Genomic DNA, 19081 nt, shown 5'->3' with positions numbered 1-19081 from the left:
CTGACGCAGTGTGGTCGAACGCGTGTGGAAACGCGGCGAACCGGGAACCTTTTGGTCCTCTGAGGCGTTTCCGGTACGTGCACAGTGACATCACGGTGACAGGGTGTGGCGAACCGCGGGGTGCGGCTACCATGACCGGCACAAGGACGGGCGGCGGCGACAGGATGCCGCTCCCAGGGGCGGCGTCCGAGAGGCTGCCGGGGCGAGGAGGACGGGCCATGGTGCAGAAGGCCAAGATCCTCCTGGTCGATGACCGGCCGGAGAATCTGCTGGCGCTGGAGGCGATTCTCTCCGCGCTCGATCAGACGCTGGTGCGGGCATCGTCAGGGGAGGAAGCGCTCAAGGCGCTGCTGACCGACGACTTCGCGGTCATTCTGCTGGATGTCCAGATGCCGGGTATGGACGGTTTCGAGACAGCAGCGCATATCAAGCGCCGTGAGCGCACCCGCGACATTCCGATCATCTTCCTCACGGCCATCAACCACGGCCCGCATCACACCTTCCGCGGGTACGCGGCCGGTGCGGTCGACTACATCTCCAAGCCGTTCGATCCCTGGGTGCTGCGGGCGAAGGTCTCGGTCTTCGTGGACCTGTACATGAAAAACGTGCAGTTGCGCGAGCAGGCGTCGCTGCTCCGGCTCCAGTTGGAGAACGGCGGGGAGCGGAGCCCGGCGCGCGACGGCGACGACGAGGCACAGGGCCTGCTGGTCGAACTGTCCGCCAGGCTGGCGGCCGTCGAGGAGCAGGCCGAGGCGCTCACCAAGCAGTTGGGCGGTGCGGCCGACGGGGCGACCGCCGCGACCGCGGCGCACCTGGAGCGCAAACTCGCCGGGCTGCGCAGCGCACTTGACGCGCTGGGCCCGGGAACGGAAGGCGACCCCTCGGCGCAGGTGTCCTCGCAGAACTGACGGAGTGGCTGCCGGCGGCCACTCCGTCAGGAGTCCTCGTGGCGCAGTCCCGCCGTGGGCTGCGTCGCCGCCGTCACCGCCACCGGCGACTGCCGCGCGGGGAAGTGATGCCGAGTCCGGACGGCTCCGCCCCTCCCGGCGGGGCGTCGGCGGCCCCGGGCTCCGTGCCTCGGGTGCCCGACCCAGGTAACCTCGCACCCATGGCCTCACGCGCGTCGGGAACAGGAAAGGCTGCCAGGAAAGCACCCGCCAAGAAGGCTGCCCCGAAGTCCGCGAAGGCGGCCCCGGCGAAGAAGGCGCCACCCAAGAAGGCGCCCGCCAAGAAGGCGCCCGCCAAGAAGCCCGCGGCCAAGGGCGGCAAGGGCACGGCGGCGCCGTCCCCGACCAGCGGCGTGCTCAAGGTGCTCAAGGCGTGCTGGCTCGGCCTGGCGCACACTCTCGGTGCGCTTCTGCGGGGCATAGGGCGCAGCGGGAAGGCGCTGGACCCGGCCCATCGCAAGGACGGACTCGCGCTGCTGCTGATCGGTCTCGCACTGATCGTCGCGGCCGGTACCTGGTCCAACCTCCAGGGGCCGGTGGGGGATCTGGTGGAGATGCTGGTGACCGGCGCGTTCGGCAGGCTGGATCTGCTGGTGCCGATACTGCTGGCCGTCATCGCGGTGCGGCTGATCCGCCATCCGGAGAAGCCCGAGGCCAACGGCCGGATCGTGATCGGCCTTTCGGCTCTCCTGGTCGGGGTGCTGGGGCTCGTCCACATCGGCTGCGGCGCGCCCGGCAGGGGGGCGGGCGACGAGGCGCTGCGGGACGCGGGCGGCCTGGTCGGGTGGGGCGTCTCCCGGCCGCTGATCTTCACGTTGGGGAACATGCTCGCGGTGGCGCTGCTCGCTCTCGTCACCGTCTTCGGACTGCTGGTGGTGACGGCCACCCCGGTCAACGCCATCCCGCAGCGGCTCCGGGCGGCGGGGGTCAGGCTGGGCGTCGTCCAGCCGGTGGCCGGCTACGACTACGACCTGGAGCCGGACGAGGAGGAGCCGGCCGCCGGACGCCGTGCGCACAGCATGCGCAAGGACCGGATCGCTCCCGCGCTCGCCGAGAAGGAGGCGCTGGACCGTCGTCGGCGGGCCGGGCCCCGGGAGGCGCTGCCCGCCGACGGTGAGATCGGCGCGCTCGGCGCGAGTGCCGGGGAGAGCGGGCGGACGCGGGACGCGGTGGATGTGGCCGCAGCCGCTGCCGCCTCGCTGGACGGGGCCGTCGTCAACGGGGTCCAGCCGTCGCCGGTGGTCGCCGATCTGACCACCTCGGTCGCCAGGTCGCGCGGCGGGAAGCGCAAGGGCGAGGCGACCGGCTCGGCCGTGCCGGGTGCGCGGGGCCGGGGCGGCGCGCAGGGGGAGGGTCCGCAGGGGGGCGAGGTCACCGAGCGCACCCCGGTCCCCGATCTGACCAAGGCCGCGGCGCCGCCGGAACCCGCCGACCTGCCCGCGCGTGCCGAACAGCTCACCCTCTCCGGCGACATCACCTACGCGCTGCCGTCGCTGGACCTGCTGGAACGCGGTGGTCCCGGGCGGTCCCGCAGCGCCGCCAACGACCAGGTGGTGCAGTCGCTGACCACTGTGTTCACCGAGTTCAAGGTGAACGCCGCCGTCACCGGCTTCACCCGCGGTCCGACGGTCACCCGCTACGAGATCGAGCTGGGTCCGGGAGTGAAGGTCGAGAAGATCACGGCCCTGGCCAAGAACATCGCCTACGCCGTGGCCAGCCCTGACGTCCGCATCATCAATCCGATCCCCGGCAAGTCCGCGGTGGGGATCGAGATCCCCAACAGTGACCGGGAGATGGTCAATCTCGGTGACGTGCTGCGGTCCGCCGATGCCTCGGGCGAGGAGCATCCGCTGCTGGTCGGGCTCGGCAAGGACGTCGAAGGAGGATACGTCTCGGCCAACCTCGCGAAGATGCCGCACATCCTCGTCGCGGGCGCCACCGGCTCCGGCAAGTCCTCCTGCATCAACTGCCTCATCACCTCGGTTATGGCCCGTGCCACCCCGGAGGACGTGCGGATGGTGCTCGTCGACCCCAAGCGGGTCGAGCTGACCGCCTACGAGGGCATCCCGCATCTGATCACCCCGATCATCACCAACCCCAAGAAGGCCGCCGAAGCCCTCCAGTGGGTCGTGCGCGAGATGGATCTGCGCTATGACGACCTGGCGGCGTTCGGGTTCCGCCACATCGACGACTTCAATGAGGCGGTACGGGCCGGACGGGTGTCCGCTCCCGAGGGCAGCGAACGGGAGCTGACGGCCTACCCGTATCTGCTGGTGATCGTGGACGAGCTGGCCGACCTGATGATGGTGGCGCCGCGCGACGTGGAGGACGCGATCGTGCGGATCACCCAGCTCGCGCGGGCCGCCGGCATCCACCTGGTGCTGGCGACCCAGCGGCCGTCGGTGGATGTCGTCACCGGTCTCATCAAGGCGAACGTTCCCTCCCGGCTGGCCTTCTCCACCTCGTCCCTGGCCGACAGCCGCGTCATCCTCGACCAGGGCGGTGCCGAGAAGCTCATCGGCAAGGGGGACGGGCTGTTCCTGCCGATGGGCGCGGGCAAACCGACGCGGATGCAGGGTGCCTACGTCAATGAGCAGGAGGTCCAGTCGGTCGTCGAGCACTGCAAGGCGCAGATGACGCCCGTCTTCCGGGAGGACGTGACCGGGGCGCAGGGCAAGAAGAAGGAGATCGACGAGGAGATCGGCGACGACATGGATCTGCTCTGCCAGGCGGCGGAGCTGGTCGTCTCCACCCAGTTCGGGTCGACCTCGATGCTCCAGCGCAAGCTGCGGGTCGGGTTCGCCAAGGCGGGGCGGCTGATGGACCTGATGGAGTCGCGCGGCGTGGTGGGTCCCAGCGAGGGCTCCAAGGCGCGGGATGTCCTGGTCAAGCCCGACGAGCTGGACGAGGTGCTCACGGTCATCAGAGGCGGCGGACAGTAGTCCCGGTGCGGAGGCCGGGCGCCGCATTCGGCACGCCCCTCTCGGCGGGGGCGGCCCGGCGCCGGCCGGCGGGCGGCTTCCACGGCGCCTGCGGGGCGCCCGGCACCGGCTGCACGGCGGTACAGCTCACTCGAAAGGGCGGTCGAGGCAACCGTTTCCGTGGTCTGTACGTCAAGTTGAGGGAAGGGACGGCAGAGACGTCGGCGTACTCGGTTCCGCGCGGGCGCCCCCCGGCGCAGCTCGGTCATACGTACGCCATACATATGGCGTACAAACTTGCTCCGCCCGCTTGCCCCACCCTTTTGCTCCGCCCCTAGACTGAACCCCCAGCAGGTGGCTACACGCTCGAAAGGCGCCCCCGTGTCCATCGGCAACTCCCCCGAAGAGGACCGCCCCCCGGTCGGTCGAGCCCTCCAGCAGGCCCGCATCGACGCACGGCTGACCGTGGAAGAGGTCAGTACCGCCACCCGGGTGCGTGTCCCGATCGTCCAGGCGATCGAACAGGACGACTACTCCCGGTGCGGTGGAGACGTGTACGCGCGCGGCCACCTCCGCACTCTGGCACGCGCGGTCGGCCTCGACGGCGACGCTCTGGTCGCGCAGTACGACGAGGAACACGGCGGCCGTCCCGAGCCCACACCGCCCGCGACCCTGTTCGAGGCGGAGCGCATCCGCCCCGAGCCGCGCAGACCGAACTGGACGGCCGCGATGGTCGCCGCCATCGTCGCGGTCGTCGGTTTCGTCGGTTTCACTCTCGTCGGTGGCGGCGGCGGCGAGGACTCCGGCAAGCAGGCCGCCGAGAAGGCACCGTCGGGGAAGCCCACGACGGATCCCTCCGCGGAACCCTCGCCCTCCAGGAAGAGCGACCCCAAGCCGTCCGAGAGCGCCATCGCCGGAGCGCCCGCCGACAAGGTCACCGTCCGGATGACCGCGGAGAAGGGCAACAGCTGGGTCTCCGCGAAGGACCACAACGGACGGCTGATCCACGAAGGCGTACTCAAGGAGGGGCAGTCCAAGACCCTCACCGACGACAAGCGGCTCGATCTCGTGCTGGGCAACGCCGGGGGCGTGAAGCTGTACGTCAACGGCAAGCAGGTGAAGCACGCGGGCGAGGTCGGCCAGGTGCAGCGGCTCAGCTACACCCGGGGCGACCCGGAAGCGGGCTGACCAGCATCCGCGTACCGGGGCCCGGCGCGGTCCCGTCGCCGGGTGGGGCGCTGCGCCCGCATCGGTGAGCTGCGTGGTCGCAACCTGGCGGCGGATGGTGCCGGAGGGACGAAGTAGGCTGAGCCCATGCCCGAACGCCGTACCGTCGCCCTTGTCACTCTCGGCTGCGCCCGTAACGAGGTGGACTCGGAAGAGCTCGCAGGCCGCCTGGCGGCGGATGGCTGGGATCTCGTCGAGGATGCCGCCGCCGCCGATGTCGCCGTCGTCAACACCTGCGGTTTCGTCGAGGCCGCCAAGAAGGACTCCGTCGACGCGCTGCTGGAGGCCAACGACCTCAAGAACGCAGCCAGGGAGGGCGAGGGCAGAACCCAGGCCGTGGTGGCCGTGGGGTGTATGGCCGAGCGGTACGGCAAGGAACTGGCCGAGGCGCTCCCCGAGGCGGACGGGGTCCTCGGGTTCGACGACTACACGGACATCTCCGACCGGCTCGGCACCATCCTGGGCGGCGGGGTGCACGCGCCGCACGTCCCGCGCGACCGGCGCAAGCTGCTGCCCGTGAGCCCGGCCGAGCGGCAGGGCGCCGCCGTCGCACTGCCCGGACACGGTGCCGTGGCAGCTGCCGGGGCGACCACCCAGCAGAGCGCCGACGAGGCCGCCGAGTCCGCCCCCGCTGACCTCCCCGAGGGCGTCGCGCCCGCCTCCGGGCCGCGCGCGCCGCTGCGGCGGCGGCTGGGCAGCAGCCCTGTCGCCTCCGTCAAGCTCGCCTCCGGCTGCGACCGCCGGTGCTCCTTCTGCGCCATTCCGTCCTTCCGCGGCTCGTTCATCTCGCGCCGCCCGGCCGACGTGCTCACCGAGACCAGATGGCTCGCCGAGCAGGGCGTTCGGGAGATCATGCTCGTCTCCGAGAACAACACCTCCTACGGGAAGGACCTGGGGGACATCCGGCTGCTGGAGACGCTGCTGCCGGAGCTGGCCGCCGTCGACGGCATCGAGCGGGTGCGGGTGAGCTATCTCCAGCCGGCCGAGATGCGGCCCGGGCTGATCGACGTGCTCACCGGCACCGAGAAGGTCGCTCCCTACTTCGACCTGTCCTTCCAGCACTCGGCGCCGGGCGTGCTGCGCGCGATGCGGCGCTTCGGCGACACCGAGCGCTTCCTCGGGCTGCTGGAGGAGATCCGCACGAGGGCTCCGCAGGCGGGCGCCCGGTCGAACTTCATCGTCGGCTTCCCCGGCGAGAGCGAGCAGGACGTGGCGGAGCTGGAGCGCTTCCTGACCGAAGCACGTCTCGACGCGATCGGGGTGTTCGGGTATTCGGACGAGGACGGCACCGAGGCCGCCGGGTACGCGGACAAGGTGGATCCGGACGAGGTCGCCGAGCGCCTCGCGCACATGTCCAGGCTCGCCGAGGAGCTGACCGCCCAGCGCGCCGAGGAGCGGGTGGGCGAGACCGTCCGGGTGCTGGTCGAGACCCACGACGAGGAGGACGGGCCGCTCGGGCGCGGCGCGCACCAGGCCCCGGAGACCGACGGCCAGGTGCGGCTGGTGCGGCCGGAGGCGTCCGGACCGGCGCCGGAAGCGGGTCAGGCCCTGCCGGTGGGCCGGATGGTCGAGGCGCGGGTCGTGGCGGCGGAGGGCGTGGATCTGATCGCGGAGCCTCGCACCGCCGCCCCCGCGGGGTACGGCACCGCTCCGGCCGCCCGCTCGGTGGGCGACGACCTGCGCCGCGTCGGGGAGGAGGCCGGCAGATGACCGGAGTCCCGGCCTCCGCGGCCCGGCGTGGCACCGTACCCAAACCGGCGGCGGCGAGCACGGTACGCCCTGTGAGCCTGTGGAACATCGCGAACATCCTGACCATGGTGCGGCTCCTGCTGGTGCCCGCGTTCGTGCTGCTCATGGTCGCGAACGGCGGTCATGACCCGGCCTGGCGCTCGTTCGCCTGGGCCGCGTTCACCATCGCCATGATCACCGATCTGTTCGACGGGGAGCTGGCGCGCCGCTACAACCTCGTCACCGACTTCGGGAAGATCGCCGATCCCATAGCGGACAAGGCGATCATGGGAGCGGCGCTGATCTGCCTCTCCGCTCTTTCGGACCTGCCGTGGTGGGTCACCGGGGTGATCCTCTTCCGCGAGCTGGGCATCACCCTGATGCGCTTCTGGGTGATCAGGCACGGGGTCATCCCGGCCAGCCGCGGCGGCAAGATGAAGACGCTCGCCCAGGGTGTCGCCGTCGGCATGTACGTGCTGGCGCTGACCGGTCCGCTGGCCACCGCGCGCTGGTGGGTGATGGGGGTGGCCGTGCTCCTCACCGTCATCACCGGTCTCGACTATGTACGCCAGGCCGTTGTGCTGCGGCGGAGCGGACTGGCCGCGGAGGCGGCCGGGGCCGCGTCGGCGGGAGGCGGCGGACCCTCCTCGGCGGGGAGCGAGCCGGAGGCCCGCGGCAGCGCCGCGCACGGCGAGAGCGCGACGAGCGCCGACGAGGAGGACGGGCGTAGCCTCGGGAACCCGGGGAAGACGCAGACCACCGGGAGTGACGAGGACACAGGGGGTGAGCGGCCCTGACGCAGGCGGATTCCATGGCCGGCGGTGTGCTGGCGTTGCTCACAGAGCGGGGCCAGACGCTCGCCGTGGCGGAGTCGCTGACCGGAGGACTGGTCGCGGCCGAGATCACCGGTGTCCCGGGCGCCTCACGAGTCTTCCGTGGTTCGGTGACCGCGTACGCGACCGCGCTCAAGAGGGATGTACTCGGTGTGGACGGGGCACTCCTCGAGGAGCGGGGCGCTGTCGACGCGGAGGTCGCGCGTCGGATGGCGCAGGGCGTACGCACGGTGCTCGGTGCCGACTGGGGCCTCGCCACCACGGGCGTGGCCGGGCCCGAGCCCCAGGACGGGCAGCCGGTCGGAACGGTGTACGTCGCCGTCGCCGCTCCCGGGGCGACGCCGGTGGCGCGGAAGCTGCGGTCGGCGGTCGGCCGGAGCGGTGAGCCGGCCGGTGGTGGTGCGGCAGCCGGGGAACGTGAGCGTGCCGGGATCCGCACGGAGAGTGTTCGAGGCGCGCTGGAGCTGCTCTACGACGAACTGATCGAAAATGCCGGAGGACAGGGTAGGGAACAGACCGGGGGGAATGGATGTTTGCAGCCCTGAGTGAACACGACATCGCTCCCCGCACGGCCGCCTGCCGAGGCGGTACGGTGGAGCCTGAAGGAGTCGGGGCCAACTGGCCGCCCCGATACAGGCTGTGGAAGACGCCGCGCGTTGAGAGGGAGGAGCACCGATGATTCTGCTCCGTCGCCTGTTGGGTGACGTGCTGCGTCGGCAGCGCCAACGCCAGGGTCGCACCCTGCGCGAAGTCTCATCGTCCGCCAGGGTCTCGCTCGGTTACCTCTCCGAGGTCGAGCGCGGCCAGAAGGAAGCCTCGTCCGAGCTGCTCTCATCGATCTGTGACGCCCTCGATGTGCGGATGTCCGAGCTGATGCGGGAGGTCAGCGACGAGCTGGCGCTCGCCGAGCTGGCCGAGTCCGCGGCGAGCGACGCCGTGCCCGCCCCGATGCGGCCGGTGCTCAATCCGCTGTCCGTCACCTCGGTCACCGGAGTGCCCGAGGAGCGCGTCACGATCAAGGCGCCGACGGAGGCCGTGGACGTGGTCGCTGCCTGACCGGGTGGCGATCGTGGCTGCGTACGCCGCTGCCGGGGTCCCGCGCGGGACGAGGCAGCCGGGTGAGAGGTGAACGACAGGCCCCGCCGGACCCTTCCGGCGGGGCCTTCGTTGCGTGGAGCCGTCCCGCACCACTCTCCGGCGCCTGCCCCGACCGGCTGGCGCGGGCCTGGAGGTCCGGCCCGCGCCAGCCGCCGGAGAGGGGTCGGGTGGAAGGCTCCCGTGGCGAGCGCGAGGCGAGTTCCGCGCGCGTCCCGGTGTGACGTGCTGTGGTCGCGGAGTCGCCCGGGGTGCGGGACGATGGCGGTGTTCTCGATTTCGTCGACGGCCCGCCCTCTCCGCCGCGCACGGTGCTCCGCCCGGTGCGGCCAGGGCTCCGTCGCGGGAGGTGGCGGCATGTCGGCTGTGCGCCCGTTGCTGCGGTGCCGGTGGGCCCTCGGGAGTGCCTGTGCCCTCGGCTGGCTGTGCGCGATATGGCGGGTGGCCGCAGGGGAGGGCGGCCCGGTGGAGGCGTCGGTGACAGCGGGGGGATGGGGGCTGAGCGTACTGCCCGTGCATGTGGCGCGAGGCCGCCCGGCGCGGAAGGGGGAGGCCACCCGGCGGGCTGCCACGGCAGGGCTACCCGGCCAGGGGAACGGGGAATCCGGCCGGTCGTGAGAGGCCGGAAGCCGGATACCGGAGGATGGGCTGTACGCGTACCTCAGGCCCGTGAGACGCCGGAAGCGCTCAGCCCGCCGCCGCGAGCTGACGGTACGTCAATTCTCCGTGGATGGTGTTCCTTCTCCGGAGTTCCCGGGGGCCGGCTGGCAGTGCGGGCAGTACCAGACGGTGCGGACGCGTTCGGGCGGCCCGTGGGAACCGGTGTGGACCGGGGTGCCGCAGCGGTGGCACGGGCGGTTCCCGCGGCCGTAGACCGCCAGACCCCGGTCCGGCCGCGGGCTGTTGGTGGTGCGGCGGCGGGGACGGTCCTTGTTGGCCTCCAGCAGCCGCTTGGCCGCGCCGACCAGGCGGGCCGGCAGCCCGGCGGGCAGCGAGCCCACCGGGGCCCAGGGCGAAGTGCGGGCAAGGAAGCACAACTCGGCCGCGTACACGTTGCCGATACCCGCCAGGTTGCGCTGGTCGAGCAGAGCCTCGACGAGCGGCCGGTCCGGGTCCTGGAGCAGCCGCCGTTCGGCTTCGGCCGCGTCCCAGTCGGGGCCGAGCAGATCGGGACCCAGGTGGCCGACCACGGTGAACTCCGCCGAGGTGCGCACCAGTTCCAGCACGGGGAGCCGGATCCCGGCAGCGGAGTGCGAATCGGTGGCCAGCAGGGCACGGATCTGATGGCCGGGCCCGAACCCCCGGAGCGGGTCTGTTCTCCCCGGCGGATCCGCCCTGATCCGCCACGCACCCTCCATGCCCAGATGGGAATGCACCGTCAAGCCGCCCTCGACCCGCATCAGCAGGTGTTTGCCGCGCGGAGTGACATCCAGCAGCCTCCGGCCCGACAGATCGACCGTCGCCATCCTGGGCACCCGGAAGTCCGTGCGAACCAGCGCCTGCCCGGCCAGCGTCGAGTGCAGTGCGTGCGCTGTACGCCAGACGGTGTCCCCCTCGGGCATCGGTCCTCACCCCATCCACGGCTTGTACGACATTCCTGCCCGGCCTTCCGGCATCCTGCGCCATCCCGGCCCCCCGGGACATATGCCCATGGTTGCAGGGGCCACCGACGGAAGCGGGGGAGAGCGGCGGCAAGTGCCGGACGATCACGGGATACGATCCAGGGCCATGGGGCAGTGGGGATACCAACGACAGCACGACGCGCTCGACGTGGACGGAGAGGCCGAGGCCGAGCAGAGGGACGCGCTGGAAGGCGCGCGGGACTGGGTCGAGGACCATCTGGACCGCTGGCAGCCGGTGCTGCCCGAACTCAACCGCCATGTCGAAGGCGCCGTCACCCGGATGCAGTACCTTGCCGACCACCTGCGGCGGTCAGGGGAGCGGGCGCTGGCGGAGTGCGGCCTGCGGCGGGAGGAGCACGAAGTCCTGCACCTCCTGGCCGGGAACGGCGGGCGGGCCGATCTCACCGGGCTCGCCGTCGAGCTCGGGACGGCTCCCAACGCCCTGTCCGAGCTGTTGGACCTGCTGGAGCAGCGGGATCTCGTGGCACGCACCACCACCGGCGGCCCCTCCCCGGAAGTCGTCCTCACCGGCGAGGGGCGCTCCGTGTGGCTGGCCGCCATCGAGACGGCCGCGGAAGAGGAGCGTCGCCTGTTCGGCGTCCTGGACTGGCACGAGCAGCGACTGCTCGCCGGCCTTCTCCGGCAGATCATGCTGGCGACCAGTTCCGACAGCGAGTCCTCAGAGTCGTCGGGGCAGGAGTGACCGCCACCGCGCGGCTTCCGGGGCGGCCGACGGCATGAGGAGCAGGGGCGGCAGAGCGCCGTCCCGGCGACGGCGCTCTGCTATCGCGCGCGCAGCCGCAGTCCGCGCGGGGTCGGATGGAACCCGGCGGCCTCCAGGGCGGCGCTCAACGGCGACGACAGTGCCGCCGTGCCGTTGATCCGCTCCACCGTGACGGTACCGAGCGCGCCCCGGCGCGCTGCCTCGGCTAGCGCCTCGACCGCCGCGACCACCTGCGCCGAATCCGGCCGGTCCGCGGCTCCCGCGGCCGACGCGTCCCCGGGGCCCCCCGAGGCGCCCTCCGGCGCCTCGGGATCCCGCGCCCAGGCCAGCAGCGTCTTGCCGCCCCGTTCGACGTAGAGGGTCAGCGCGCCGTCGACCAGGACCACCAGCGCGCCCGCCTTTCGCCCCGGCTTGTGGGCGGCGCCGGGCGGAGGCGGTGGCCAAGGCAGGGCGGCACCATAGGCGTTCGCCGGGTCCGCTGCCGCCAGTACCAGTGCCCCCGCCCCGGCGGGGGCACCGCTCCTCTGCGGCCCGCCGTACGCGCCGGGGACGCCGCCCTCCCGCTCGCGGGCCGTGCTGACCGCGCGCAGTCTGTCCACCGCGCCGTCCATGGCGAACTGTGCGGCGCCCAGTCCCTCGACCACGTAGCCCCGCCGCGCCTGCCCGCTCTCCTCGAAGGCGGACAGCACCCGGTAGGCGGCCGAGAACCCGCCCTCCACACCCTCGGCGGCCACCGCGCCCCGCGTCACCACCCCGTGCCGGTCCAGCAGGGTGCGGGCCAGTGCGTGTGCCCGGTGCGTGGGTTCGCTCTCCGCGGCGGGCAGCAGCGACCAGCGTCCGGCCACTGTCGGTGGCGCGGCGGCCGGTGCGCGCCCCGGACCGCGGCGGCCCGCTCCGCTGCCCGCGGCGACTGCCGCCGCTGTGAACGAGCCGTAGCGCCCCCGCGGGGCGGGTCGCTTCGCGCGGTGCGCCGTCGAGCCGGCCGTACGCCCCGAGCCCAGCAGCGCGCGCAGCGGCGCGAGCGTGTCACCGGTGACCCTGCCGGACCACACGAGATCCCACAGCGCCTCGCTGAGCTGCGGGTCGGTCGACTCCGGATGCGCGGCCCGCGCGTGCTCGGCGATCTGCCGGAAGAACAGCCCGTAGCCCCCTTCCAACGCTGCCAGCACCGCCTGGTGCACCGGAGTGAGCTCCAGCGGATGCGGGGAAGGCAGCAGCAGCGGGGCGGCGTCTGCCAACAGGAGTGAGATCCAGCCGTCCTTGCCGGGCAGCGCCCCGGCACCCGCCCAGACGACCTCGCCCGAGGCGGTCAGCTCGTCCAGCATGGGCGGCGCGTAGTCCGCGACTCTGCCGGGCAGCACCAGCTTCTCCAGCGCGGACGCCGGAACGGGCGCCCCCTGCAACTGCTCCACCGTGCGCAGCAGCCCCTCCACACCCCGCAGGCTGTTGGTGCGCACATGCTGCCACTGCGGCAGAAAGGCGGCCAGCGACTGCGGGGCGACCGGCTCCAACTCCTGGCGCAGCGCGGCCAGCGAGCGGCGCCGCAGCCTGCGCAGCACCCCCGCGTCGCACCACTCCTGGCCGATTCCCGAGGGGTGGAACTCACCCTGGACCAGCCGCCCCCCGGCCGCCAGCCGGTGCAGCGCACCGTCTGTGACAGCGGTCCCCAGCCCGAAGCGGTCCGCCGCCTCGGCGGAGGTGAACGGGCCGTGCGTGCGCGCGTAGCGCGAGAGCAGATCGCCCAGCGGGTCCGCCACCGGCTCGGTGAAGGCCTCGGGAACCCCGACGGGCAGCGCCACCCCGAGCGCGTCCCGCAACCGCCCGGAGTCCTCGATCGCCGCCCAGTGATCGCGTCCCGCGATCCGTACCCGGACGGCGCGGCGGGCCGTCTCCAACTCTGCCGCCCAGCCCGGCTCGGCGCCGCGCTCCGCCAGCTCGTCCGGGGTGAGCGGGCCCAGCAGCCGCAGCAGGTCGGCCACGCCCTCCACGTCCTTGAGGCGGCGGTCCTCGGTACGCCACTGGAGCTCCCGCTCCAGCTCGGCCAGCACGTCGGCGTCCAGCAGCTCCCGCAGTTCCGCCTGGCCCAGCAGCTCCGACAGCAGCCGCGAGTCCAGGGAGAGCGCGGCGGCCCGCCGCTCGGCCAGCGGCGAGTCGCCTTCGTACAGATACTGTGCGACGTAGCCGAACAGCAGGGACCGGGCGAACGGCGACGGCTCCGGCGTGGTGACCTCGACCACGCGCACCCGGCGGGCCTCGATGTCGCCCATCAGCTCCGTGAGCCCCGGCACGTCGAACACGTCCTGGAGGCACTCGCGCACCGCCTCCAGGACGATCGGGAACGAGCCGAACTCGGCGGCCACCTGCAGGAGCTGGGACGCCCGCTGGCGCTGCTGCCACAGCGGGGTGCGCTTGCCCGGGCTGCGGCGCGGCAGCAGCAGCGCGCGCGAGGCGCACTCCCGGAAGCGGGCCGCGAACAGCGCCGAATTGCCCACCTGGTCGGTGACGGTCTGCTCGACCTCGCCCTTGTCGAAGAGGACGTCGCCGACGCCCAGCGGAGGCTCGTCCCGGTCGCCCGGGGCCTCCTGCGCGGGCATGCGCGGCGGCCGCGCCTCCCCGTCGAACAGGTCCAGGTCCATCAGCTCCGCGTCCGGCAGCCGCAGCACCAGACCGTCGTCGGCGTGCATCACCTGCGCGTCCATGCCGTACCGCTCGGTCAGCCGGGCGCCGATGGCCAGCGCCCAGGGCGCGTGCACCTGGGCGCCGAACGGGGAGTGCACCACGATGCGCCAGTCGCCCAGCTCGTCGCGGAAGCGCTCGACGACGATCGTCCTGTCGTCCGGGACGTGCCCGGCGGCCTCGCGCTGCTCGCCCAGATAGGCCAGCAGATTGCCGATCGCCATCGCGTCCATCCCGGAGGCCGCCAGCCGCTGCTCCGCCTGCTCGCGGGAGAGCGAGCCGATCTCCCGCAGGAAGGCGCCCAGCGCCCGGCCCAGCTCCAACGGTCTGCCCAGCTGGTCGCCCCGCCAGAACGGCAGCCGGCCCGGCACCCCGGGCGCGGGAGTGACCAGGACGCGGTCCCGGGTGATGTCCTCGATCCGCCATGTCGTCGTCCCGAGGGTGAAGACATCACCCACCCGGGACTCGTAGACCATCTCCTCGTCCAGCTCCCCGACGCGGCCGCCGCCCTTCGGGTCAGCTCCGGCCAGGAAAACCCCGAACAGCCCCCGGTCCGGGATGGTGCCGCCGGAGGTGACGGCCAGCCGCTGCGCGCCCGGACGGCCGCTGAGCGTCTCGGCCACCCGGTCCCACACCAGCCGCGGGCGCAGCTCGGCGAAGGCGTCCGAGGGGTACCGCCCGGCCAGCATGTCCAGCACCGAGGTGTAGGCGGACTCCGGAAGCGCGGCGAACGGCGCCGCCCGCCGCACCAGGGCCAGCAGCTCGTCCACGTTCCAGGTGTCCACCGCGGCCATCGCCACGATCTGCTGGGCGAGGACGTCCAGGGGATTGGTGGGGATGCGCAGCGCCTCGATGGCACCCTCGCGCATCCGCTCGGTGACCACGGCGGACTGTACGAGGTCGCCCCGGTACTTGGGGAAGACCACTCCCGCCGAGACCGCGCCCACCTGGTGCCCCGCCCGGCCCACCCGCTGCAGGCCCGAAGCCACCGAGGGCGGCGACTCCACCTGGATCACAAGATCGACGGCTCCCATGTCGATCCCCAGCTCCAGGCTGGAGGTGGCCACCACAGCCGGCAGCCTGCCCGCCTTCAGATCCTCCTCGACCTGGGAGCGCTGCTCCTTGGAGACCGAGCCGTGGTGCGCGCGGGCGAGCAGCGCCGGTGCCCCGGTGACCGCACCGGCGTTGCCCATCAGCTCCGCCGGCGAGTGGTCCTCGGGCATGGGCTCGCCCGTGGCGCGTTCGTAGGCGATCTCGTTCAGCCGGTTGCACAGCCGCTCGGCCAGCCGCCGCGAGTTGGCGAAGACGATGGTGGAGCGGTGCTCCTGGATGAGGTCGGTGATCCGCTCCTCCACCGAGGGCCAGATCGACGGTGTGTCCCCACCGCCCGGACCACCGCCCGCCGCCCCGGAGGCGTCCTGAGCAGGCGAACCGCCCAGCTCGCCCATGTCCTCGACAGGCACCACGACCGAGAGGTCGAACCGCTTGCCCGACGGCGGCTGCACGATCGCGGCGTTCCTGCGGGGCGAGAGGAAGCGGGCCACCTCCTCCACCGGCCGCACGGTGGCCGACAGGCCGATCCGGCGCGCCGGGCGGTCCAGCAGCTCGTCCAGCCGCTCCAGGGAGAGCGCCAGATGCGCACCCCGCTTGGTGCCCGCCACCGCGTGCACCTCGTCGAGGATCACCGTCTCGACGCCGGAGAGCGCCTCCCGGGCGCCGGAGGTCAGCATCAGGAACAGCGACTCGGGGGTGGTGATCAGGATGTCCGGCGGGCGCCGCGCGATCGACCTGCGCTCGGTCGCGGGGGTGTCCCCGGAGCGGATCCCGACCCTGATCTCCGGCTCCGGCAGCCCCAGCCGCAGCGACTCCTGCCGGATCCCCGTGAGGGGGCTGCGCAGGTTGCGTTCGACATCGACGGCGAGCGCCTTCAGCGGCGACACGTACAGCACACGGCAGCGCTTGAGCGGGTCGGCGGGTGGCGGGTCGGCGGCCAGCGCGTCCAGCGAGGCGAGGAAGGCGGCCAGCGTCTTGCCCGAGCCGGTCGGCGCCACCACGAGCGCGTCCGACTCCTCCGCCAGCGCGCGCCAGGCGCCCTCCTGCGCGGCCGTGGGCTCGCTGAAGGCGCCCGTGAACCATGCACGGGTCGCCGGTGAGAAGGCGTCCAGCGCCGATGTCCGACCCATGGTTCCCATCGTGCAGCACGGCACTGACACCGGCCCGGGACCGCGACCGGAGGCCCGCGGCGCCGCCGGAGTGGGCACGGCCCCCGCTCATCGGATCATCGGGGCGGAGGACAATGGGGGACATGACGCGGGAGGAGAAGGCGCACTACTGGCAGTCGCCCGAGCTGCCGGGAGTGGACCTGTTGCGCGCCCGCTACATTCGCAAGACCTTCGCCAGACACACCCACGAGACCTATGTGCTGGCCGCGATCACCGACGGGGTGGAGGCGTTCCACCACGGCGGCCGCCTGCACCGGGTGGGCGCCGGAGGAATGGCGCTGATCAATCCGGACACCATGCACACCGGGCACGCCGGGACCCCCGAGGGCTGGTCCTACGAGGTGCTCTACCCAGACGCAGCCCTGGTCGCCCGGATCGCGGCCGAGACCACCAGCCTCCGGGGCACCCCCGGATTCACCGTCGCGGCAGCCGACGACCCGGTCTCGGCCCGCCAGGTGCGGGCCGTGCACCGGGCGCTCGACGAGGGCAACGCGCTCGCCGCCGACACCCACCTGCACGCGGTGGTCGCCCGGCTGCTGAAGCGGCACGGCGGCGTGCTGCCCGAACGCCCGGTCCGCCTCGCGGGCGCCCGGTACGCGCTGCGGGCCCGCGCGGTGCTGGAGGAGCGGATGGCCGACCCGCCCTCCCTGGAGAGCCTCGCCGCCGAACTGGGGACCAGCCCCTTCGCACTGCTCCGCGCCTTCCGCCGGCTGTACGGGATGCCGCCGCACACCTGGCTGACGGACGCGCGCGTGCACCGGGCGCGTGCCCTGCTGGACGCGGGGCTGCCCGTCGCGGAAACGGCCACGGCCGTCGGCTTCACCGACCAGTCCCATCTGACGCGGCACTTCGGCCGGACCGTCGGTGTACCGCCCGGCGCCTACCAGCGGGGACGTGCAAGAACGTACAAGAGCGGATGAGCTCCGGTTCCCTAACGTGACCGCGTGCCACAGCGGAGAGAAACCATCGAGCAACCGGCGGCGCCGAGCGCCCCCTCACCCCTGGAAACCACCGGCGTACCGGGCCCGCCGGGCGAGGCCGCAGCGGAGCGCACGCGCGACGACCGTGCCGTCGTACGGGACGCGCTGGGAGTCGGCGTCGCTGTCGGACTCTCCGGCTTCGCCTTCGGCGTGACAGCCGCCGGTGCGGGCGTCTCCCTCGCCCAGACCTGCGCCCTGAGCCTGTTCGTCTTCACCGGTGCCTCGCAGTTCGCCCTCGTCGGCGCGCTCGCCGCCGGAGGCGGGCCCCTGACCGCCGCCGCCGGTGCCTTCTTCCTGAGTTCCCGGAACGCCTTCTACGGGCTGCGGCTCTCCGGGCTGCTCCGGCTGCGCGGCAGTGCGCGGCTGGCCGCCGCGCACTGGGTGATCGACGAGACCTCGGCCGTCGCCCTGGCGCAGCGCGGACAGCACGCCGTCCGGCTCGGCTTCACCGTCACCGGAGCGACGCTGTTCGTGCTGTGGAACCTCACCACACTGATCGGCGCGCTGGGCGCCGGAGCCCTGGGGGACACGGACACCTGGGGCCTGGACGCGGCCGGCCCCGCGGCCTTTCTCGCCCTGCTGGCGCCCATGCTCCGCACCGGTCAGGAACGTGCGACAGCGGCTGCGGCCGTCGTCCTGGGGCTCGGACTGCTGCCGCTGCTGCCGGCCGGGGTGCCGGTGCTGGCGGCCGCGCTCGCGGCACCTCTCGTGCTGCTGGCGCACGGCAGAGCGCTGCCCCGCCGACGGGCGGCGCGGGAAGCCGAGCGGACCGCGAGCGAGGAGACACGATGAGTGTGTGGATCGCCATAGGGGCCACAGCCCTCGGCTGCTACCTGGTGAAGCTGCTCGGCCTCTCGGTGCCCGCGGGGGTGCTGGAGCGGCCCCTGGTCCAGCGGCTGGCCGCGCTGCTGCCCGTCGCGCTGCTCGCGGCACTGATCGCGCAGCAGACCTTCGCCCACCAGGTGTCGCTGGTGCTCGACGCCCGCGCCGCGGGGCTCGCCGCTGCCGCCGCAGCGCTGGCCGTGCGGGCGCCGTTCCTGGTGGTCGTCGCCGCCGCGGTGCTGGTCACGGCAGGCGTACGGGCGCTGGGGTAGGGATCGTGCGGCTCCAGCGCCCCGCGCGCGTGGTCCGGGCCCGCATCCTCGCGGCGCCGCATCGGGGGCCGTCCTCGCGAGCACGCTCACAGCCGGCCGTAGGCCCGCAGTGTGTGCAGCGCCTCCAGCGTGATCTGCGGACGCCCCTCCAGCGCTGTTCCCGGTGCCCAGTGGTGCCGGGTGACATCCCAGGCGCCGTCGTCCCGCTGCCGGCTGACCAGGTGGTCGAGTGCGCGCTCCAGCTCCACGTCGGAGAACCAGCGCCGGGCGGGCGAGCGGGGGGTACGTGCGAAGTCGGTCGGGTAGTGGTACTCGGCGGGTGCGTATCCCCCGGGGAGCGGGAAGTCCGACCTGCGGCCCGGGTCCGTCACGACGAGGCGCTGCTCGCGCACCAGCGTCCCCAGGCGCTCCGCCGCGGCCTCGGCGCGAGGCCGGTCGGGGACCCCCTCCAGGAAGGCGAGTGCCGCCCGCACCTCGTACGGATGGGTCTTCCCCAGCGACTCGATGGCGCTCCAGCAGTAGTCCGTGGCGCGGAACAGCCATGCGTGCCACACGTTGTTGCGGTGCAGGGCGCCGACCACCGGGCCGGTGGCCAGCAGGTCGCCCGGCGGCGCGTCCACGACCGGGAACCAGGGCGCTGCCGGAAAGCCGCGCAGCGAGGGGTGCACGGCGGGCAGTGCGCCCTCCGGGGTGGCGACCGCCGTCAGATAGCGGCCGATGCGCTCCACCCGCTGCCCGGCGCAGCGCCCGATGCCGTCCAGGACCCGCACCGCGGCGGCGGTGTGCAGCGGCTGGCTCACCGGGCCGCGCAGATCGGGGTCGAGTCCGTGGCCGTAGCCGCCGTCGCTGTTGCGGTAGGCGTCCAGAGCCGTCTCGACGGCGCCCGGATCGCCGTCCTGGAAATCGTGCGCGAACCGGCGCTGCTCCAGGACACGCGCCGTCAGCCAGATGAAGTTCTCCGCGCGGGAGAGGACCGATCCACAGGGAGCCATTCCCCGACGGTAGGCCCGCG

Annotated in this window: 14 protein-coding genes; 11 read left to right on the top strand and 3 right to left on the bottom strand. The window is 73.0% G+C overall.

Going from position 1 to position 19081, the window contains the following annotated elements:
• Positions 1 to 218 precede the first annotated feature (218 nt).
• The 7 genes from ACFYMO_RS27795 (at position 219) to ACFYMO_RS27765 (ending at position 8712) form a co-directional block, all read left to right on the top strand.
• Positions 219 to 908: a response regulator gene (locus tag ACFYMO_RS27795; protein ID WP_366774269.1), complete on the top strand. Its 690-nt coding sequence runs from the start codon at positions 219 to 221 to the stop codon at positions 906 to 908.
• Between the two features lie 200 nt (positions 909 to 1108).
• On the top strand, positions 1109 to 3889 hold the full coding sequence (locus tag ACFYMO_RS27790; RefSeq protein ID WP_388549756.1) for a DNA translocase FtsK: 2781 nt from the start codon (positions 1109 to 1111) through the stop codon (positions 3887 to 3889).
• 360 nt (positions 3890 to 4249) lie between these two features.
• Entirely contained in the window at positions 4250 to 5056 is an 807-nt protein-coding gene (locus ACFYMO_RS27785) for a helix-turn-helix domain-containing protein (RefSeq protein WP_388549753.1), read from the top strand.
• Between the two features lie 126 nt (positions 5057 to 5182).
• Complete coding sequence (gene rimO, locus ACFYMO_RS27780) at positions 5183 to 6805, top strand: 30S ribosomal protein S12 methylthiotransferase RimO (protein ID WP_366774266.1); 1623 nt, start codon at positions 5183 to 5185, stop codon at positions 6803 to 6805.
• A complete protein-coding gene (pgsA, locus tag ACFYMO_RS27775; RefSeq protein WP_366774265.1) occupies positions 6802 to 7620 on the top strand; it encodes a CDP-diacylglycerol--glycerol-3-phosphate 3-phosphatidyltransferase in 819 nt (272 codons plus the stop codon). Before rimO ends, pgsA begins: the two co-directional genes overlap by 4 nt.
• Before the next feature lie 14 nt (positions 7621 to 7634).
• Positions 7635 to 8201, top strand: a complete 567-nt coding sequence (locus tag ACFYMO_RS27770) for a nicotinamide-nucleotide amidohydrolase family protein (RefSeq protein WP_366774264.1) — start codon at positions 7635 to 7637, stop codon at positions 8199 to 8201.
• A gap of 130 nt (positions 8202 to 8331) precedes the next feature.
• Positions 8332 to 8712 carry a helix-turn-helix domain-containing protein gene (locus ACFYMO_RS27765; RefSeq protein WP_019360111.1) on the top strand — a complete coding sequence of 127 codons (381 nt, stop codon included), beginning with the start codon at positions 8332 to 8334 and terminating at the stop codon, positions 8710 to 8712.
• A gap of 755 nt (positions 8713 to 9467) precedes the next feature.
• On the opposite strand, the gene ACFYMO_RS27760 is transcribed toward ACFYMO_RS27765, so the two are convergent.
• The gene (locus ACFYMO_RS27760) at positions 9468 to 10313 is read right to left on the bottom strand and encodes a DNA-formamidopyrimidine glycosylase family protein (protein WP_366774263.1); all 846 of its coding nucleotides are present in this window, start codon (positions 10311 to 10313) and stop codon (positions 9468 to 9470) included.
• 166 nt (positions 10314 to 10479) lie between these two features.
• On the opposite strand from ACFYMO_RS27760, the gene ACFYMO_RS27755 reads away from it, so the two are divergent.
• Entirely contained in the window at positions 10480 to 11076 is a 597-nt protein-coding gene (locus tag ACFYMO_RS27755) for a MarR family transcriptional regulator (RefSeq protein WP_366774262.1), read from the top strand.
• Between the two features lie 80 nt (positions 11077 to 11156).
• On the opposite strand, the gene ACFYMO_RS27750 is transcribed toward ACFYMO_RS27755, so the two are convergent.
• A complete protein-coding gene (locus tag ACFYMO_RS27750) occupies positions 11157 to 15956 on the bottom strand; it encodes an ATP-dependent helicase (RefSeq protein WP_388549746.1) in 4800 nt (1599 codons plus the stop codon).
• 122 nt (positions 15957 to 16078) lie between these two features.
• On the opposite strand from ACFYMO_RS27750, the gene ACFYMO_RS27745 reads away from it, so the two are divergent.
• From ACFYMO_RS27745 to ACFYMO_RS27735, 3 genes are all read left to right on the top strand, one after another.
• Positions 16079 to 16915: an AraC family transcriptional regulator gene (locus tag ACFYMO_RS27745; protein WP_388549743.1), complete on the top strand. Its 837-nt coding sequence runs from the start codon at positions 16079 to 16081 to the stop codon at positions 16913 to 16915.
• An 81-nt stretch (positions 16916 to 16996) separates the two neighbouring features.
• Complete coding sequence (locus ACFYMO_RS27740) at positions 16997 to 17767, top strand: AzlC family ABC transporter permease (RefSeq protein WP_388549775.1); 771 nt, start codon at positions 16997 to 16999, stop codon at positions 17765 to 17767.
• Positions 17764 to 18069, top strand: a complete 306-nt coding sequence (locus ACFYMO_RS27735) for an AzlD domain-containing protein (RefSeq protein ID WP_366774258.1) — start codon at positions 17764 to 17766, stop codon at positions 18067 to 18069. The genes ACFYMO_RS27740 and ACFYMO_RS27735 overlap by 4 nt, the downstream gene beginning before the upstream one ends.
• A gap of 86 nt (positions 18070 to 18155) precedes the next feature.
• Here ACFYMO_RS27735 and ACFYMO_RS27730 read toward each other — a convergent pair whose 3' ends face one another.
• Entirely contained in the window at positions 18156 to 19061 is a 906-nt protein-coding gene (locus tag ACFYMO_RS27730; RefSeq protein ID WP_388549740.1) for a hypothetical protein, read from the bottom strand.
• Positions 19062 to 19081: the final 20 nt, after the last annotated feature.

Source organism: Streptomyces sp. NPDC007025 (assembly GCF_042869455.1).
In the GTDB taxonomy this organism is placed as follows: Bacteria; Actinomycetota; Actinomycetes; order Streptomycetales; family Streptomycetaceae; genus Streptomyces.
This window is presented reverse-complemented; position numbering and strand designations above follow the sequence as displayed.

Coding starts and splice junctions, on each gene's coding strand:
- ACFYMO_RS27795 (WP_366774269.1), top strand. CDS start 219: ATGGTGCAGAAGGCCAAGATCCTCCTGGTCGATGACCGGCCGGAGAAT.
- ACFYMO_RS27790 (WP_388549756.1), top strand. CDS start 1,109: ATGGCCTCACGCGCGTCGGGAACAGGAAAGGCTGCCAGGAAAGCACCC.
- rimO (WP_366774266.1), top strand. CDS start 5,183: ATGCCCGAACGCCGTACCGTCGCCCTTGTCACTCTCGGCTGCGCCCGT.
- pgsA (WP_366774265.1), top strand. CDS start 6,802: ATGACCGGAGTCCCGGCCTCCGCGGCCCGGCGTGGCACCGTACCCAAA.
- ACFYMO_RS27770 (WP_366774264.1), top strand. CDS start 7,635: ATGGCCGGCGGTGTGCTGGCGTTGCTCACAGAGCGGGGCCAGACGCTC.
- ACFYMO_RS27765 (WP_019360111.1), top strand. CDS start 8,332: ATGATTCTGCTCCGTCGCCTGTTGGGTGACGTGCTGCGTCGGCAGCGC.
- ACFYMO_RS27760 (WP_366774263.1), bottom strand. CDS start 10,313: ATGCCCGAGGGGGACACCGTCTGGCGTACAGCGCACGCACTGCACTCG.
- ACFYMO_RS27755 (WP_366774262.1), top strand. CDS start 10,480: ATGGGGCAGTGGGGATACCAACGACAGCACGACGCGCTCGACGTGGAC.
- ACFYMO_RS27750 (WP_388549746.1), bottom strand. CDS start 15,956: ATGGGTCGGACATCGGCGCTGGACGCCTTCTCACCGGCGACCCGTGCA.
- ACFYMO_RS27745 (WP_388549743.1), top strand. CDS start 16,079: ATGACGCGGGAGGAGAAGGCGCACTACTGGCAGTCGCCCGAGCTGCCG.
- ACFYMO_RS27735 (WP_366774258.1), top strand. CDS start 17,764: ATGAGTGTGTGGATCGCCATAGGGGCCACAGCCCTCGGCTGCTACCTG.
- ACFYMO_RS27730 (WP_388549740.1), bottom strand. CDS start 19,061: ATGGCTCCCTGTGGATCGGTCCTCTCCCGCGCGGAGAACTTCATCTGG.